Here is a 15,651-nt window from a genome sequence, read left to right on the forward strand (position 1 = left end):
TAAAGATATCTTTATGTCTCAAGAGAGCGCCAACGCTACGGTCGTCCTTCCTTTTTCCGATGCCCTCGGTGTGCTGCGCGCCACGGCGGAAGAGACGCGTCTGCGCATCCTCGCCCTGTTGATGCAGGGGGAATTGTCGGTCTCCGATCTCACCGACATCCTCGGCCAGTCGCAGCCGCGCATCTCTCGCCATCTCAAGCTTCTCGTCGAGGCCGGGCTGGTGGAGCGGCATCGCGAGGGGGCCTGGGCGTTCTTCCGGCTGATCGAGGCGAGGACGGGTCTGGTGGAGCCCCTCGTCGGGGGTCTCGACCGGTCGAGCCCGCCTTTGTCCGAGGATCGGGCCCGGTTGGAGGGCGTGCGGGCCCAGCGCGCGGATGCCGCGCAGAGCTTCTTCGCCCGCCTCGCCCCGAAATGGGACCAGCTCCGCTCGCTCCACGTGCCGGAGGCGATGGTGGAGGCGGCGGTGATCGACGCCCTCGGATCGCGGCCGGTGCGGAGCCTGATCGATCTCGGTACCGGCACGGGGCGGATGCTCGGGCTCCTCGCTCCCAGGGCCTCCCGCGCCACGGGGCTCGATTCGAGCCACGCCATGCTCTCCGTCGCCCGCGCCAATCTGGAGCGGGCCGGGCTGTCCGGCGTGGACCTGCGCCAGGGCGACATCCATGCGCCGCCCTTCGGCCGGGGCAGCTTCGACCTCGTGGTGGTGCATCAGGTGCTGCATTATCTCGACGATCCCGCTCGTGCGCTCCGCGAGGCGGCACGGCTCGTGGCGCCCGGAGGCCGGCTTCTCGTGGTGGATTTCGCGCCGCACGATCTCGAATTCCTGCGCGAGGAGCAGGCCCATCGCCGCCTCGGCTTCGCCGCCGAGCAGGTGACGGGCTGGCTCGCCGATGCCGGGCTCGGCATGGTGGCGACACGGCATCTCGCCCCGGCCGACGAGAGCGGGCACCAGCTCACCGTGACCCTCTGGCTCGCCGCCTCGGCGGCGGAGCCGACCCTCGCTTCCGAGGCGGAGCGCGCGGTGGCCTGACCGGCCGATGCCGAAACCCGTCTCGAATACACACGTCTGAACCGAAAGATCTTGAGGACGACCCGATGCCCACCGCTTCCCATCACCGCGCTAGCCGCGACGGCTACCGTCCGATCCAGGTCTCCATCGAGTTCTTCCCGCCGAAGACCGACGAGATGGAGAAGGTCCTGTGGTCGTCGATCGAGCGGCTCGCCCCGCTCCAGCCGAAATTCGTCTCGGTGACCTATGGGGCCGGCGGCTCCACCCGCGAGCGCACCCACAACACCGTGGCGCGGATGATCAAGGAGACGAGCCTCAAGCCCGCCGCCCATCTCACCTGCGTGGACGCCACCCGGGAAGAGATCGACGAGGTCGTGCAATCCTATTGGGATGCCGGGGTACGCCACATCGTGGCCCTGCGCGGTGACCCGCAGGACGGTGTCGGCACCGCCTACCGCCCGCATCCCGGCGGCTATGCCAGGACCAGCGATCTCGTGGCCGGCATCAAGCGGATCGGCGACTTCAAGGTCTCGGTCTCGGCCTATCCGGAGAAGCACCCCGAGGCGGCTACCCTCGACGCCGATATCGACGCCCTGAAGGCCAAGGTCGATGCGGGCGCCGACCAGGCGATCACGCAGTTCTTCTTCGAGAACGACGTCTATCTCCGCTACGTCGACAAGGTCCGCGCGGCCGGGATCGAGATCCCGATCATCCCCGGCATCCTGCCGGTGCAGAACTTCAAGCAATCCGCCAATTTCGCCCGCCGCACCGGCGCCTCGGTGCCGTATTGGCTGGCCGCCCGGTTCGAGGGGCTGGACAACGATGTCGATACCCGCCGCCTGATCGCGGCGGCGGTCGCGGCCGAGCAGGTGCTCGATCTGGTGGACGAAGGCGTCAACGACTTCCATTTCTACTCGATGAACCGCTCCGACCTCGTCTATGCGATCTGCCATCTCCTTGGCCTGCGTGCGCAGGCGCCGAAGGTGGCGGCGGCGAAGGCGGCCTGAAACAGGAACGCGCGCTCCAACCCTCGGACCTCATCCTGAGGTGCCCGCATAAGCGGGCCTCGAAGGAGGGATCCAGATCGCGCAACGAGACCTGGAGGCCTCCTTCGAGGCCTTCGCTACGCTCCGGCACCTCAGGATGAGGTGGATTGGTGGGACTTCGCGTCTCCAAGGATACGACATGACAGACCTCCGCCCCGTTGACGGAAAAGAGATCGAAACCGCCCTGCGCCAGCGGGCAGCGGAAAAAATCCTCGTCCTCGACGGGGCGATGGGTACCGTGATCCAGCGCCTCGGCTACGGCGAGGCGGATTTTCGCGGGGGGCGCTTCCTCGATCACGGACACGACCAGAAGGGCAACAACGACCTCCTGATCCTGACGCAGCCCGACGCGATCCGGCAGATCCACCTCGACTACTTCCTGGCCGGGGCCGACGTCTGCGAAACCAACACCTTCTCGGGCACCACCATCGCCCAGGCCGATTACGGCATGGAATCGATCGTCCACGAGCTGAATGCGCAAGGCGCGCGCCTCGCCCGCGAGGCCGCCGCTTTGGCCGAGAAGCAGGATGGGCGCCGCCGCTTCGTCGCCGGCGCCATCGGCCCGACGAACCGTACCCTGTCGATCTCGCCGGACGTGAACAATCCGGGCTACCGGGCGGTGACCTTCGATCAGGTCAAGACCGCCTACATGGAACAGGTGCGCGGCCTGATCGATGGCGGCGCCGAGCTGATCCTCATCGAAACCATCTTCGACACGCTCAACGCCAAGGCGGCGGTGGCGGCGGCCTGGGCGGTGTTCGAGGAGACCGGCACCACCCTGCCGATCATGATCTCGGGCACCATCACCGATCTCTCCGGTCGTACCCTCTCGGGCCAGACCCCGGAAGCGTTCTGGAACGCGCTGCGCCATGCCAGCCCGCTCACCATCGGGCTGAACTGCGCGCTCGGCGCCAAGGAGATGCGCGCTCACATCTCCGAACTCTCGCGCATCGCCGACACCCTGGTCTGCGCCTATCCGAATGCGGGTCTCCCCAACGAGTTCGGCCTTTATGACGAGAGCCCCGAAGCCATGGGCAGGCTGGTGGGCGAGTTCGCCACCTCCGGCCTCGTCAACATGGTCGGCGGCTGCTGCGGCACCACGCCGGACCATATCCGCGCCATCGCGCAGGCCGTGGAGGGCGTGAAGCCCCGCGCGATCCCGGAGGTGCCCCGCCTGATGCGCCTGTCGGGCCTCGAGCCCTTCACGCTGACGAAGGAGATTCCCTTCGTGAATGTGGGCGAGCGCACCAACGTCACCGGCTCGGCCAAATTCCGCAAGCTCGTCACCGCCGGCGACTACGCGGCCGCTCTCGACGTGGCCCGCGATCAGGTGGCGGCGGGCGCCAGCATCATCGACATCAACATGGACGAGGGCCTGCTCGATTCCGAGAAGGCGATGGTCGAGTTCCTTAACCTCGTGGCCGCCGAGCCGGACATCGCCCGCGTGCCGGTGATGATCGATTCCTCGAAATTCCACGTCATCGAGGCCGGGCTCAAATGCGTCCAGGGCAAGGCGATCGTGAACTCGATCTCCATGAAGGAGGGTGTCGAGAAGTTCATCAGTGACGCCAAGGTCTGCCGCTCCTACGGCGCGGCCGTGGTGGTAATGGCTTTCGACGAGCAGGGCCAGGCCGACTCTTACGAGCGCAAGGTCGAGATCTGCACCAAGGCCTACAAGGTTCTGACCGAGCAGGTCGGCTTCCCGCCGGAAGACATCATCTTCGATCCCAACGTCTTTGCCGTCGCCACCGGCATCGAGGAGCATAACGGCTACGGCGTCGCCTTCATCGAGGCGACCAAGACCATCCGCGAGACTCTGCCCCATGCCCATATCTCGGGCGGCATCTCGAATCTCAGCTTCGCCTTCCGGGGCAACGAGCCCGTGCGCGAGGCGATGCATGCGGTGTTCCTGTACCATGCGATCCAGGTCGGCATGGATATGGGCATCGTGAATGCCGGCCAGCTCGCGATCTACGCCGAGCTTCCGGCCGAGTTGCGCGAGCTGTGCGAGGACGTCGTCCTCAACCGGCGCGAGGATTCCACCGACCGGCTGCTCGATGCGGCCGCGCGCTTCAAGTCGGGTGGCGGCGTGCAGGCCAAGACGGCCGATCTGTCCTGGCGCGAGGCTCCGGTGGAGAAGCGCATCGAGCACGCCCTGGTCAACGGGATCACCGAGTACATCCTCGTCGACACCGAGGAGGCGCGCCTCGGCGTCGAACGTCCGCTCCACGTCATCGAGGGCCCCCTGATGGCCGGCATGAACGTGGTCGGCGACCTGTTCGGCTCGGGCAAGATGTTCCTGCCGCAGGTGGTGAAGTCCGCCCGCGTGATGAAACAGGCGGTGGCCTATCTCGAACCCTTCATGGAGGCGGAAAAGCTCGCCAATGGCGGCGACGGCAAGCGCCAGGCCGCCGGCAAGATCCTGATGGCGACGGTGAAGGGCGATGTCCACGACATCGGCAAGAACATCGTCGGCGTCGTGCTCGCCTGCAACAATTACGAGATCATCGACCTCGGCGTGATGGTGCCGGCGGCCAAGATCCTCGACGTGGCCAAGCGCGAGAATGTCGACATCGTCGGCCTGTCGGGCCTCATCACGCCCTCGCTGGACGAGATGGTTCACGTCGCGGCCGAGATGGAGCGCGAGGGTTTCGACGTGCCGCTCCTCATCGGTGGCGCCACGACCAGCCGTGTCCACACCGCCGTGAAGATCCACCCGTCCTACAACCGTGGCCAGACCGTCTACGTGACGGATGCCAGCCGCGCCGTGGGTGTGGTCTCGAGCCTGCTCTCGAAGGAGACGCGGGACACCACCATCGCCAACATCCGGGCCGAGTACCGCAAGGTCTCGGATGCCCATGCCCGCTCGGAACTCGACAAGCAGCGCCTGCCGCTCGCCAAAGCCCGCGCCAACCCGTTCAAGATCGACTGGTCGGGCTACCGTCCGACCAAGCCGAGCTTCACCGGCGTGCGGGTCTACTCCTCCTACGAGGTCGCCGACCTCGTGCCGTATATCGACTGGACGCCGTTCCTCCAGACCTACGAGTTCAAGGGCCGCTACCCGGCGATCTTCGAGGACCCGAACCAGGGTCCGGCGGCAAAGGCCCTGTTCGACGACGCGCAGGAGATGCTGAAGCAGATCGTCGACGAGCGCTGGTTCAACCCAAAGGCGATCATCGGCTTCTGGCCGGCAAATTCGGTGGGCGACGACATCGCGCTCTATACCGGCGAGAGCCGCTCCGAAAAACTCGCGACCTTCCACGGCCTGCGCCAGCAGCTGTCGAAGCGCGACGGGCGCGCCAATACCTGCCTGTCCGACTTCGTGGCACCGACGGAGACGGGCATCGGCGATTACGTCGGCGGCTTCGTGGTCACGGCGGGGCTGGAAGAGGTGCGGATCGCCGAGCGGTTCGAGCGGGCCAACGACGATTACCGCTCGATCCTGGTCAAGGCGCTCGCCGACCGCATCGCCGAGGCGCTGGCCGAGCGCATGCACGAGCGGGTGCGCAAGGAGTTCTGGGGCTATGCCCCCGACGAGACCTTCGCTCCCGAAGATCTCGTGCGCGAGGACTATGCCGGCATCCGCCCGGCGCCGGGCTATCCCTCCCAGCCCGACCACACCGAGAAGGTCACCCTGTTCGACCTGCTCAAGGCCGAGTCGCGCATCGGCGTGAAGCTCACCGAGAGCTATGCCATGTGGCCGGGCTCGTCGGTCTCGGGGCTCTACATCGCCCACCCGGACGCGCATTACTTCGGCGTCGCCAAGGTGGAGCGGGATCAGGTGGAGGATTATGCCCTGCGCAAGGGCATGGACCTCCGGGAGGTGGAGCGCTGGCTCGGGCCGATCCTCAACTACGACCCGGCACGCTATCTCGCGGCGGCGGCGGAGTAACGTACGCGATTCGGTGGAATGGAGCGCGGGTGTGTCCTGGCGAGGCTTGACCGTCGGACCGCCCGCGCTTCAATGCGATCCCTTGATCGATGGCTTGAGCGGAGCGCGACCACGTTGAACCGGACCACCGGAATCCTGGCCGTCGCGGTCACGCTCGCTCTCGGAGTCTCGGGCTGCACCGGTTTCTCCTACCTGTCGAAGAACTACGCCACCGTGGGCGTCCAGGTGGTGACCATCGGCTGCAAGGACCCGTATTCCGTCTACGACCAACGCCGCGTGAGCAAGATGCTCGTCGTCTCCGACGGTTTGCGGGAGATCACGGGCTGCGGCATCGACGAGCGCTACGACGGGCAGGGCGGCCCGGCGGAGACCCGCGCCAAGCGGTTGCGCGAGGCGGCGCGGGCCTTCCTCGACGAGACGGCCCGCGAGAATTGCAAGATCACCGGGGAAGCGATCTTCTCCGACCTGCAGACTGAGTTCTCCTACATCTGCAAGCCGACGCCGGAAGAGCGCGGCCTCAAGGTGCCCAGGCTCCCCGGTCGCGGCTGAAGAGCCCGGTCCGCCCGTCAGTCCCCGTTGGCTGAGGGCGGACGCGGAAAAGTCCGCTCCGCGGCATCGCCCGAGGCCGCGAGCAGGGCACGGGCGAGGTCGCGCGCCTCCCGCCGGTCGAGGGCGAGAATGGCGGTGAAGGGCGTCCCGGACAGATCCGCGAGGCCGAGTTCGAGCCGCACACCGTCCGGCAATGCGGCGACGGCGAGACTCCAGTCCCGTTCCTGCTGCCCGTTCATGTGCCCCACTCCCGTTCGGCTCGCGGCATCGGCCCGAGGATGGGCGGCGATCCACCGGACCACGCCGAGTCGCGATGCCGGAAACCGCGCATGGAATGACCGATTGCGGCGCGCAGGGCCAGAGGGGAAGCGCGGCCTGCGAAACTCTCTCGGACGCGGGCGATTGACGGGCGGCGGCGGAACGGTGTTTCTCCGCCCGCGAAACGGCCGGATCGCCGGCCGGGCAACCCTCGCCCAGGAACAAGGAAACGCCCACATGTCCGAGATCTGGTTCCGCACCGGAGAGGCCACCGTCCTCGCCGCCGATGGCCAGTACACCGACGCGATGCCGGAGGTGCTGATCGGCTCCACCCGCGGCCCGGTGGGTCAGGCCTTCGCCGGCATGATGGGGCAGGTCCAGGGCCATACCCGCATGTTCGTGGTGCGCGACCTGAACCAGCTCGTGCGCCCCTCCACCATGATGACCACCAAGGCGACGATCCACACGGCGGAATACGTCAACCTGTTGGGCGGCGTGGTTCAGGCCGCCACGGGCGACGCCATCGTCGATTGCGTGATCGAGGGCATCCTGCCGAAGGACGGGCTCGACGACCTGTGCATGATCATCATGATCTGGCTCGACCCGCGCTGCGCCGAGGATGCCAATCTCGACCAGAAGGATCTCTACCGCACCAATTACGAGGCCACGAAGCTCGCCATCGCCCGCGCCATCAAGGGCGAGCCGACCATCGACGAGCTCATCGCCAACCGCAAGACGGTGAAGCACTACGCACTCGAGGACATCATCGAGTACTGAGAGGCCGGAAAACCCAAGGGCGGAGGGATGCGCGGGCGTTCCTCCACCCGCCGACCATCCCTATCCGAAAAAAGCGGCCGGCACGGCGGGGATGGCCGCCCTCAGGCCGATACGGGTGCCAGGACCCGTGGCTGCATCCCGGCCGTTCCGGCGCCGCCGCGGGGCCGCGCGCCCGACACTTCGCGTAAGGAGTCCACCGTCTCGTCGGAGCTCGCGGCGACGAGATCGCGCCGCCGTTCCGCCGTCGGGATTGGCATGCGCACCATGATGATGGTGCCGAGGCCCTCCTCCGAACGGATGCGCAGCGAACCGCCATGCAGCTCCGCCATGGAGCGGGCGATGGCGAGACCCAGCCCGGACCCCTTATGGGTGCGCGTGAGATTCGTCTCCACCTGCTGGAAGGGCGAGCCGAGGCGGCGGAGCGCCGCCTTCGGGATGCCGATCCCGTTATCCTCGATGAAGATGTTGACCAGATCGCCGGAGGGGCGCGCCTTGACGACGATGCGCCCGTCGCCTCCGGGGGTGAACTTCACCGCGTTCTGAATGAGGTTCAGGAGGATCTGGTGCAGGGCGCGGCCATCGGCCAGCAGGGTCAGATCGCTGGCGACGTCGACCCCGATGGTCAGCGACTTCGCCTTTGCCGCCTCGGCCACGAGCTTCAGCGCATTCTGGACCGCGTCGTCGAGGGGAACCTCCCGGAGGGCCAGACGGACGCGGTGCGATTCGATGCGCGACATGTTGAGGATGTCGTCGATGACCGAGAGCAGGTAGTCGCCGCTGGAGCGGATGTCGCGGCAATACTCGGTGTAGCGCGGTGAGCCGAGCGTCCCGTAGACCCCGCTCTCCATCAACTCCGCGAAGCCCATGATGGCGTTGAGCGGCGTGCGCAGTTCGTGGCTCATGGTGGCGAGGAACTCTGACTTCGCCTGGTTGGCCGTCTCGGCCTGGGCCTTCTGGTCGAGGTAGCGCTCGGCGAGGTCCGCGAGCTGCTGGGTCTGGAGTTCCAGGGTCCGGCGCGAGCGCTTGAGGTCCTTGACCGTCTCGATGAGCTCCCGCTCCGAGGCGACGAGCTGTTCCTGCTGGCGCTTGAGGTTGGTGATGTCGGTGCCGACCGAGACGTACCCGCCGTCCTTGGTCCGCCGCTCGCTGATCTGGAGCCAGCGACCGTCGGTGAGCTCCGCCTCGAAGGTGCGGGCCGTGGCCGACGAGGCCTCGATCTCGCGCAATTCGCGGCGCACCGGCGGCAGGACGCCCCGGCCCATGATCTCGTGGTAGCGCTTGCCCGGAATCGCGTCGTCCGGGCTCAGGGCATGGAGGTGGCGGAACTTCGAATTGCACAGGACGAGGCGGTTGCTCGTGTCCCACAGGACGAAGGCTTCGGAGATCGCCTCCACCGCGTCGCGCAGGCGCATGTCGGCGGTGGCGTTGGATTCGGCGAGCTGGCGCTGCTCGGTGACGTCGAGGGCGATGCCGACGAGGTGACGGCCGCCATCGACCTGATCGGGGACGATCTCGGCGCGGGTGCGCAGCCAGATCCAGCCGCCATTGGCGCTGCGCATGCGGAACTCGTGATCGACGGTGGATTGGCTCGCAGCCAGCTGGCGAGCCAGGGCGTAGAGGTCGCCGTCATCGGGATGGACCAGGGCGTTCACGTCCCCGAAGGACAGGAACTCCCGCTCCCGGCGGTATCCGAGCAGGGCGTACATCGAATCCGACCAGTAGATCCGGCCGCGCGGGATATCCCAGTCCCACAATCCGCAGCGGCCACGACCGAGCGCCGTGTCGAGCCGCTGCTTGATCTGCTCGCAGAGCCTGTCCACCGCGTAGGCGCGCTGGGTCTGGAGCGCGTAGGCGATCCCGATCCCGATGATGACGAGGGCGGCGGCGCCGTAGAGAACCACCTGATGCCGCATCCGCATGGCCCAGGCGTCGAGGATCGGCGCGATGGGCTGGATCACGGCGATCTGGCCGCGGCCCTTGGGAAGCGTCCGCAGGGCCGCGAAGGCCTGCTCGCCATTGGCGAGGGTGAGGGCCATCACGCCGGCGCGCTCGCCCAGCGTGCTGAGCGCCTGCATCTCGCCGAGGCGGTCCGTGAGGGTCCCGCTCAGATCCGTCAGTGCCGGATGGGCGCCGAGGATGGTCTCGGATGCCGAGGTCACGAGGATCTGGCGTCCGGCCGGCATCAGGGACGCGGGAAGGAGCGTCTCCAGGCGCAAGCGGATCGCGGGGGAGGTCGCCTCCACATCCGCCAGGGCGCCGGTGACGAGACGCGTGAAGGTCTCGATGTCGGTGACCGTATCGCGCAGGATCTCGCTGCGCTCGCCGCGAAGCTGAAGCGCCGCGCCAGCCGCGAGGCAGACGAGAAACGTGGCCAGAAAGGCGGGCACCGCATAGCGGAGCCAGATCTCGGCACGGACGAACCGGGTATGGGCCGCAGTCTGAGGGCGGTGAATACCAAGAATCGTATCCGCACGTGCGGAGAGGGAAGCGGAATCCGCCTCCAGCATGACAAGCCCCCGCAGCTGTGGATGAGTCGTTCCTCGGCGTGGAGTGAGTCACGCTTCGAATCGTATCCAATTCAGCATTTCCACAGGCAACTTGTCCACGAAATTCTTGGGCGAGCGCTTGACTCTCGGCTCGGTGTGACAATCGGATTCGAAGAATCGATAGTTCGAATTTGACCTTATTTTAGAAAGCGTTAACCATTCTCGAGTGTCCGGCCGAGGATATCGGCCACGTCACGCGAAAGCCCCCCGGCGGAGGCGAATTCGCCAAGCGTGACCGTAGCTTGAGTCCGCCGTCCGGATTCCAACATTTTCCACGAACCGAACGCGGTGAGGAGCCGCGCGGCGAGCTGTGGATTCGTCCCGTCGATGGTCCGGATCGCGTCCGCCATCAATTTGAAGCCCGCTCCGTCGGGTCGGGCGAACTGGGTCGGGTTCGCCATGGCGAAGGTCCCGAGAAGCGCGCGTACCCGGTTCGGGTTGGTGATGGCGAAAGCCGGATGGCCCTGAAGCGCCGCGACGCGGGAGATGGTGCCATCCTCCGGGATCATCGCCTGCAGGGCGAACCATTTGTCGAGGACCAGCGGCTCGTCGGCGTAACGGACGCCGAAGGCACGGAGGGCCGCCTCCCTCGCTTCGCCGGGGATCGCGGCCAGGGTCGAGAGGGCCGCCAGCCGGTCGGTCATGGTGGCGGCCTCGGCGAATTGAGTGGTGGCGAGTTCGCCGCCTCGGACTTCGTCCGCCGCGGCGATGAGGTCGAGGGCGGCGTTGCGCAGGGCCCTGCGCCCGGCCGAGGCCGCATCGGGGCTGAAGGCCGCGCCCGTCGCGTCGGTCATGGCGGCGTGGAGGGAGTCCAGTCGTCGTCCGAGACCCTGCCCGATCTGGCGCCGCAGGGTCCGCCGGGCGCGGTGGACCGCATCGGGATCGACGTCGCCGCCGATTTCGTTGGCGACGTCGCCCTCGCTCGGCATAGCGAGGACGAGGGCGGCGAAAGCCGGATCGCTCAGGGCTTCGGCATCGAGGAAGGTGGCGAGAGCCTCGACGAAGGCCCGCGCGTCCGGTCCCGCATCCTCCGCCGGCGGGGCATCGGCCCTCGTCCGTTCGACGATGAGGCGCATGGCGACGCTCTGGGCCGCCTGCCAGCGGTTGAACGCGTCGGTGTCGCGGGCGAGCAGTCTCAGGCGGTCGGCATCGCTCGATGCCATCTCGATCCGGACCGGGGCGGAGAAGCCCCGCAACAGGGAGGGCACCGGCCTCTCGTCGACCCCTGAGAACACGATCTCGTCGCAGGCGCGGTCGAGGACGAACACACCTTCACCCACGCGCTCGCAGGCGGCGGCGATGGGGCCACCCTCGCCGACGAGGCCGAGGGCGATGGGGATGACGAGGGGCGGGCTGTCCTCGGCGCCGGCCAAGCGCTGGCGGAAGCGCAGGCAATAGGTCCGCGCCGCGGCGTCGTAATCCCCCTCGACGCTCACCACCGGCGTTCCGGGCCGCTCGTACCACCGCGCGAAATCCGACAGGTCGCGCCCGGTTTCGGCACTGAACGCGGCGAGGAAATCCTCCACCGTGGCGGCCCGCCCGTCATTGTCGGCGAAGTAGCGGTCCATCCCGGCGCGGAAGGCGGCGGCGCCGATCAGGCTGCGCAGCATGCGCACGATCTCCGCGCCCTTCTCGTAGACGGTGGCCGTGTAGAAGTTGTTGATCTCGGCATAGGCCCGGGGCCGGACCGGATGGGCCAGCGGCCCGGCATCCTCCGGGAACTGGCGGGCGCGCAGCGTCCTGACCTCGCCGATGCGATGGACCGCGCGCGAGCGCATGTCCGACGAGAATTCCTGGTCGCGGAAGACCGTGAGACCCTCCTTCAGGCAGAGCTGGAACCAGTCGCGGCAGGTGACGCGGTTGCCCGACCAATTGTGGAAATACTCATGGGCGATGATCCGCTCGATCGCCGCGTAATCGGCATCGGTGGCGGTGTCGGGCGAGGCGAGGACGTATTTGTCGTTGAAGATGTTGAGGCCCTTGTTCTCCATGGCGCCCATGTTGAAATCGGACACCGCCACGACGTTGAAGACGTCGAGATCGTAGGCGCGGCCGAACGCCTCCTCGTCCCAGGTCATGGAGCGGGCGATGGCGTCGAGGGCATAGGCGGCCCGGTCCGACTTGCCCGGCTCCACGTAGACGGCGAGGGAAGCGGGGCGGCCCTCCATCGTGGTGAACGGGCGGGACACCCGGTCGAGGCGGCCGCCGACGAGGGCGAAGAGATAAGCGGGCTTCGGGTGCGGATCGTGCCAGATCGCATAATGCCGGCCCTGCCCGGCAGGCCCGGCTTCCGTCAGGTTGCCGTTGCCGAGAAGGACCGGTGCTTCGTCGGCATCGGCCTCGATCCGGGTCGTATAGACCGACATCACGTCGGGCCGGTCGAGGAAGTAGGTGATCCGGCGGAAGCCGTCGGCCTCGCACTGGGTGCAGTAGACGCCGCTCGACCGGTAGAGGCCCATGAGCTTGGTGTTGGCGGTCGGGTCGACCCGCGTCTCGATCGTCAGCGTGAAGGGTTGTCGCGGCGGTTCATGCACCGTCAGCGCCGAGGCGGTGGCGGAATAGGCCGCCGGATCGAGGATTTCGCCGTCGAGCGACAGCCGCGTCAGCGTGAGATCGTCACCGTCCAGCACCAGGGGCGCGTCGGAGCGTCCGTCCGGGTTCGGGCGCAGGGCCAGGGTCGCGACGATCCTGGTCTCGCGGGGATGGAGCCGGACGTCGAGTTCCACCGTGTCGATGAGGTGGTCGCTCGGTCGGTAATCTTCGAGACGGATCAGGGTCGGGCTTTCGGTACGCATGCGGTCGGTCCTGATCGGGAGCGAGGATTGAGAACGGCTCCGTGTCGCCGGTCCGCCCGGCTTCCACCCTCGGGGCGTGAGGGGGCGGGAGCGTCGGGGGCATCGCGGCGTTGACGTCCGGCATAGCCGGGCCACATAGGCGGCATCAACCGGAGACGACCCAGCCCATGGAATACCTGCACACGATGGTCCGCGTGGCGGATCTCGACAAGGCGCTCGCTTTCTACGTGGACACGTTCGGCCTGCGCGAGACCCGCCGCGTGGAGAACGAGAAGGGCCGCTTCACCCTCGTCTTCCTCGCGGCCCCCGGCGATTACGACACGGCCCTGGAGACGAAGGCGCCCCAGGTGGAGCTCACCTACAACTGGGATCCGGAGACCTATTCCGGCGGGCGCAATTTCGGTCACCTCGCCTATCAGGTGGACGACATCTACGCCTTCTGCGCGCGCCTGCAGGACAAGGGCGTGACCATCAACCGGCCACCGCGCGACGGCTACATGGCCTTCGTGAAGTCGCCGGACGGGATCTCCATCGAGATCCTGCAGAAGGGCGAGGCTAAGGCCCCACAGGAGCCGTGGGCCTCCATGGAGAATACCGGCTCCTGGTAGGACGGCGCAATCGCGGGGCGCGTCCGCGCGCCCCGCGCACCGGGTCATGAACCTATGCGCCGCCCAATTCATTGGCCGGCGTGATGCCGAGTTCGGCGAGCTTGGCCGAGACGGCTTCGATCGGCCGTTTGAGCTTCAGGCTGATGATGGAGACCGGCACGCGCTCGCGCGCCAGCGTCCGGAGTTCGGATACGTTTTCGAGCGTCCAGGCCGAATCGCTCGTTGCCATGGTCACCTCCTCACGTTGGCGGGCCGCCGCGACGGGCGTGGCCCACCAGGTGAGCTAGGGCCGCCTGGATCGTCGAGCAAGCCGCCGAACAAAATCCCGCCATGGCGCCCGGATGGGCATCCGGCTCCTTGACCTCGGGCGCGATGGCGGCGCACATCCGCGCCGGATCAGTCGGCCGGGCGGCCGCTCCGGTGCGAACCGGGGAGGAAAGTCCGGGCTCCATGGAGAGACGGTGCCGGATAACGTCCGGCGGGGGCGACCCCAGGGACAGTGCCACAGAGAGCAGACCGCCCTGCTTCATGCAGGGTAAGGGTGAAAGGGTGCGGTAAGAGCGCACCGCGGACGCGGCAACGCGGACGGCACGGCAAACCCCACCGGGAGCAAAACCGAATAGGGGCGACACGCTCGGTCCGACAGGACGGGGCAAGCCCTCTCTCCAGGCTCGTCGCCCGGGTTGGTTGCTCGAGGCGTTCGGTAACGATCGTCCCAGAGGAATGGCCGCCACGTCCGGGAGTTCGCTCCCGGGCCCTACAGAACCCGGCTTAAAGGCCGGCTGATCCGCTTCCCGCCGGCACCCGGCGAGCGTCGTTCCACGCATCGAATAGGCTGCATAAAACCGACGAAACTTACCGTCGGTTAACCTTGCTGAGGTCTGATCGGTCTCGACGGAGCCCATGCGGGTCCGCGCGTTGACGGTGCTCAGAGGCTCATGTTACCCGGAATCACTTCGTCAGCGGCGATTTTGGGAACGGCGGACGCGCAGGGCGCTCGTCTGGGGCGAAGTGCGGGCCGCGTCCGCGACGTCCCGTCTTCCTTTGCCGTTCCGTCTCTTCCGGCCGCCTCGGAGCGGTCGATGCCCGCCGCAGGGACGCATGCGTCACATCCTTTCTTCCGTCGCCGTCCGGCGTCCTCGACCCGTTCCGCTTCGGCGCGCTTCGCCCCGGTCCGTCTCGCACGTCGCCATCGGCCGGTTCGCGGCATGACGGTCCTTCATGACGGCGCCCCCGACGGCCCGGCGGCGGCCCCGCCCCACATTCCCGTGCTGCTCGCGGAGGTGGTGGCCTCGCTCGGGCTGACCGGCGCGTCCCTGGCCGTCGACGGCACCTTCGGTGCGGGCGGTTACACCCGCGCGATGCTTCAGGCCGATCCGGGCGTTCGCGTGCTGGCCATCGACCGCGATCCCAACGCCATCGCCGGCGGCGCGGCCCTCGTGGCCGCCTCCGAAGGGCGCCTGACCCTGGTGCCGGGCCGGTTCGGCACGCTCGACGCCCTCGTCCGCGACCAGGGGGCCGAGACGGCCGACGCCGTCGTCCTCGATATCGGCGTCTCCTCGATGCAGATCGACCAGGCCGACCGCGGCTTCTCGTTCCGCAACGACGGCCCCCTCGACATGCGCATGGAGCGCGCCGGCCAGAGCGCCGCCGACCTCGTCAACGGCGCCGAGGAGGCGACGCTGGCCGACATCATCTACCATTACGGCGAGGAGCGCCGCTCGCGGGCGGTGGCCCGCGCCATCATCGAGGCGCGGCGGAAAGGCCCGATCGAGACCACGGCGGCGCTGGCCGAGGTCGTGTCGAGCGTGGTTTGGGCGGATCCCGCCAGCGGCATCCATCCGGCGACGCGGACCTTCCAGGGGCTGCGCATCGCCGTGAACGACGAACTCGGCGAACTCGTTCAGGCGCTTCATGCCGCCGAGCGGATCCTCCGGCCGGGCGGGCGCCTCGCCGTGGTCACCTTCCATTCCCTGGAGGACCGCATCGTCAAGCAGTTCTTCTCCGCGCGCAGCGGCCGGGCGGCCCAGGCCTCCCGCCACCTGCCGAGCGCCGATGCGCCGACCCCGCGCAGCTTCACCATGGTGACGAAGGGGCCGGTGACGGCATCGGATTCCGAGATCCATGCCAATCCGCGCTCGCGCTCGGCCAAGCTCCGGGCCGCCGAGCGC

General features: G+C 67.8%; 11 protein-coding genes and 1 other RNA gene. 8 read left to right on the forward strand and 4 right to left on the reverse strand.

Features of this window, described 5'->3' with window-relative positions; translation table 11 throughout:
- The first annotated feature begins 13 nt into the window (after positions 1–13).
- From FV220_RS04475 to FV220_RS04490, 4 genes are all read left to right on the forward strand, one after another.
- Complete coding sequence (locus FV220_RS04475; protein WP_147829890.1) at positions 14–1,030, forward strand: metalloregulator ArsR/SmtB family transcription factor; 1,017 nt, start codon at positions 14–16, stop codon at positions 1,028–1,030.
- Between the two features lie 65 nt (positions 1,031–1,095).
- Complete coding sequence (metF, locus tag FV220_RS04480) at positions 1,096–2,016, forward strand: methylenetetrahydrofolate reductase [NAD(P)H] (RefSeq protein WP_056140226.1); 921 nt, start codon at positions 1,096–1,098, stop codon at positions 2,014–2,016.
- Positions 2,017–2,194: 178 nt separating this feature from the next.
- Positions 2,195–5,947 carry a methionine synthase gene (metH, locus tag FV220_RS04485; RefSeq protein WP_147829892.1) on the forward strand — a complete coding sequence of 1,251 codons (3,753 nt, stop codon included), beginning with the start codon at positions 2,195–2,197 and terminating at the stop codon, positions 5,945–5,947.
- Between the two features lie 114 nt (positions 5,948–6,061).
- A complete protein-coding gene (locus tag FV220_RS04490; RefSeq protein WP_056140233.1) occupies positions 6,062–6,496 on the forward strand; it encodes a hypothetical protein in 435 nt (144 codons plus the stop codon).
- 17 nt (positions 6,497–6,513) lie between these two features.
- Here FV220_RS04490 and FV220_RS04495 read toward each other — a convergent pair whose 3' ends face one another.
- The gene (locus FV220_RS04495; RefSeq protein ID WP_147829894.1) at positions 6,514–6,735 is read right to left on the reverse strand and encodes a hypothetical protein; all 222 of its coding nucleotides are present in this window, start codon (positions 6,733–6,735) and stop codon (positions 6,514–6,516) included.
- A gap of 256 nt (positions 6,736–6,991) precedes the next feature.
- Here FV220_RS04495 and fae point away from each other — a divergent pair, with 256 nt between their 5' ends.
- Complete coding sequence (fae, locus tag FV220_RS04500; RefSeq protein ID WP_147829896.1) at positions 6,992–7,531, forward strand: formaldehyde-activating enzyme; 540 nt, start codon at positions 6,992–6,994, stop codon at positions 7,529–7,531.
- Positions 7,532–7,632: 101 nt separating this feature from the next.
- Here fae and FV220_RS04505 read toward each other — a convergent pair whose 3' ends face one another.
- Both FV220_RS04505 and pepN read right to left on the reverse strand, forming a co-directional pair.
- Positions 7,633–10,038, reverse strand: a complete 2,406-nt coding sequence (locus FV220_RS04505; RefSeq protein WP_147829898.1) for an ATP-binding protein — start codon at positions 10,036–10,038, stop codon at positions 7,633–7,635.
- Positions 10,039–10,229: 191 nt separating this feature from the next.
- On the reverse strand, positions 10,230–12,872 hold the full coding sequence (gene pepN / locus FV220_RS04510) for an aminopeptidase N (protein WP_147829900.1): 2,643 nt from the start codon (positions 12,870–12,872) through the stop codon (positions 10,230–10,232).
- 167 nt (positions 12,873–13,039) lie between these two features.
- Here pepN and FV220_RS04515 point away from each other — a divergent pair, with 167 nt between their 5' ends.
- On the forward strand, positions 13,040–13,480 hold the full coding sequence (locus FV220_RS04515; RefSeq protein ID WP_018045183.1) for a VOC family protein: 441 nt from the start codon (positions 13,040–13,042) through the stop codon (positions 13,478–13,480).
- A gap of 52 nt (positions 13,481–13,532) precedes the next feature.
- Here the strand turns inward: FV220_RS04515 and FV220_RS25400 are convergent, their stop codons facing one another.
- The gene (locus FV220_RS25400) at positions 13,533–13,709 is read right to left on the reverse strand and encodes a hypothetical protein (RefSeq protein WP_018045182.1); all 177 of its coding nucleotides are present in this window, start codon (positions 13,707–13,709) and stop codon (positions 13,533–13,535) included.
- A gap of 167 nt (positions 13,710–13,876) precedes the next feature.
- Here FV220_RS25400 and rnpB point away from each other — a divergent pair.
- Positions 13,877–14,270: RNase P RNA component class A (gene rnpB, locus FV220_RS04520), an RNA gene on the forward strand.
- A gap of 418 nt (positions 14,271–14,688) precedes the next feature.
- The coding region (rsmH, locus tag FV220_RS04525; RefSeq protein ID WP_147829902.1) for a 16S rRNA (cytosine(1402)-N(4))-methyltransferase RsmH at positions 14,689–15,651 on the forward strand (963 nt) is incomplete at its 3' end.

Origin of the sequence: Methylobacterium sp. WL19, assembly GCF_008040005.1 — a bacterium.
Lineage (GTDB): Bacteria > Pseudomonadota > Alphaproteobacteria > Rhizobiales > Beijerinckiaceae > Methylobacterium > Methylobacterium bullatum.

Excerpts from the sequence above, each read along its gene's own strand:
- FV220_RS04475 (WP_147829890.1), top strand. The coding sequence starts at position 14 with ATGTCTCAAGAGAGCGCCAACGCTACGGTCGTCCTTCCTTTTTCCGAT.
- metF (WP_056140226.1), top strand. The coding sequence starts at position 1,096 with ATGCCCACCGCTTCCCATCACCGCGCTAGCCGCGACGGCTACCGTCCG.
- metH (WP_147829892.1), top strand. The coding sequence starts at position 2,195 with ATGACAGACCTCCGCCCCGTTGACGGAAAAGAGATCGAAACCGCCCTG.
- FV220_RS04495 (WP_147829894.1), bottom strand. The coding sequence starts at position 6,735 with ATGAACGGGCAGCAGGAACGGGACTGGAGTCTCGCCGTCGCCGCATTG.
- fae (WP_147829896.1), top strand. The coding sequence starts at position 6,992 with ATGTCCGAGATCTGGTTCCGCACCGGAGAGGCCACCGTCCTCGCCGCC.
- FV220_RS04505 (WP_147829898.1), bottom strand. The coding sequence starts at position 10,038 with ATGCTGGAGGCGGATTCCGCTTCCCTCTCCGCACGTGCGGATACGATT.
- pepN (WP_147829900.1), bottom strand. The coding sequence starts at position 12,872 with ATGCGTACCGAAAGCCCGACCCTGATCCGTCTCGAAGATTACCGACCG.
- FV220_RS04515 (WP_018045183.1), top strand. The coding sequence starts at position 13,040 with ATGGAATACCTGCACACGATGGTCCGCGTGGCGGATCTCGACAAGGCG.
- FV220_RS25400 (WP_018045182.1), bottom strand. The coding sequence starts at position 13,709 with ATGGCAACGAGCGATTCGGCCTGGACGCTCGAAAACGTATCCGAACTC.